This window comes from Mesorhizobium sp. M5C.F.Ca.IN.020.29.1.1 (genome assembly GCF_003997375.1).
GTDB classification, from domain to species: domain Bacteria; phylum Pseudomonadota; class Alphaproteobacteria; order Rhizobiales; family Rhizobiaceae; genus Mesorhizobium; species Mesorhizobium wenxiniae.
The window spans coordinates 1-1,219 of record NZ_RZSW01000982.1 but is presented as its reverse complement, the minus strand read 5'-3'; the positions used below and the strand labels follow the sequence as shown (position 1 = coordinate 1,219).

At 61.6% G+C, this 1,219-nt stretch carries 1 protein-coding gene; it reads left to right on the top strand.

Features of this window, described 5'->3' with window-relative positions:
* Positions 1–195 precede the first annotated feature (195 nt).
* On the top strand, positions 196–1,203 hold the full coding sequence (gene speB / locus EOA85_RS35585) for an agmatinase (RefSeq protein ID WP_065008083.1): 1,008 nt from the start codon (positions 196–198) through the stop codon (positions 1,201–1,203).
* The last annotated feature ends 16 nt before the right edge of the window (positions 1,204–1,219 follow it).

The window sequence follows — 1,219 nt, the reverse complement described above, 5'->3', positions numbered from 1 at the left end:
ACCATCCCATGCGGAGGCGGATGTCTACTTACGATTGCATTAATGCTTACCTAAGCAATTCCTGGTTGGCCATGCGGACTCACCCGGCAAGCAAGAATTTGTGACCGGGCTCGAATGGCCATGGCCTCGGAAGGGGTCGCATTTCTGAGAATTATATCCAATAAGGTTGCGCCTCGACGCTCAGGAGATCGCTTCATGCCGAACAGCAACATCGACCACGCCTTCACCGCCCGGGCCAGGACGGGTGCGTCCTTCGAGCCGACCTATGCCGGCGCGCTGTCGTTCATGCGACGCAAATACACGAAGGACGTGAAGGGCGCGGACGCGGTGGTGTGGGGCATCCCCTTCGACGCCGCCGTCACCAACCGGCCGGGCGCGCGCTTCGGGCCGCAGGCGATTCGCCGCGCCTCGACCATCCTCGACAACGATCCGCAGTATCCGTTTTCGCGCGATCTGTTCGAATATCTCGCCGTGGTCGACTATGGCGATTGCCTGCTCGACAGCGGCAATCACCAGAAGACTCCGGGGACGATCGAGCGCGAGGCAGCAAAGATCCTGAAATCTGGCGCGTTCCTGCTATCGCTCGGCGGCGACCATTTCGTCACCTGGCCGCTGCTCAAGGCGCATGCCGCCATCCACGGCCCACTTGCCCTCGTGCAGTTCGACGCCCACCAGGACACTTGGCCGGACGACGGCAAGCGCATCGACCACGGCTCCTTCGTCGGCCGCGCGGTCAAGGACGGGATTGTCGACCCCGACCGCTCGATCCAGATCGGCATCCGCACCCATGCGCCCGAAACCTTCGGCATCAAGATCCTGTACGGCCACGAAGTTGAGGAAATGCGCGCGTCCGATATCGCTTATGCCATCGTCGATCGTACCGGCGGCAAAAAAGCCTACGTCACCTTCGATATCGATTGCCTGGACCCGGCCTTCGCGCCCGGCACCGGCACCCCGGTCGCCGGCGGGCCGTCCTCGGCAAAAATCCTGTCGGTGCTGCGCCAGATCAATCAGGTCGATATCGTCGGCGCCGATGTCGTGGAGGTTGCGCCGGCCTATGATCACGCCGATATAACGGCAATTGCCGGGTCGACAGTCGCTATGCATTATCTCGGGCTCCTGGCGGAACGAAAGGCTCGACTCGAAGAGCTGAACAGCGGCAATCAGGCCGTCGCCGCATTGAATCAGGCAAGTGGCATATAACTTCGAAGTATCAGGG

What these genes read in the sequence shown, in the direction of transcription:
- speB (WP_065008083.1), top strand. Translation starts at nt 196, where the DNA reads ATGCCGAACAGCAACATCGACCACGCCTTCACCGCCCGGGCCAGGACG.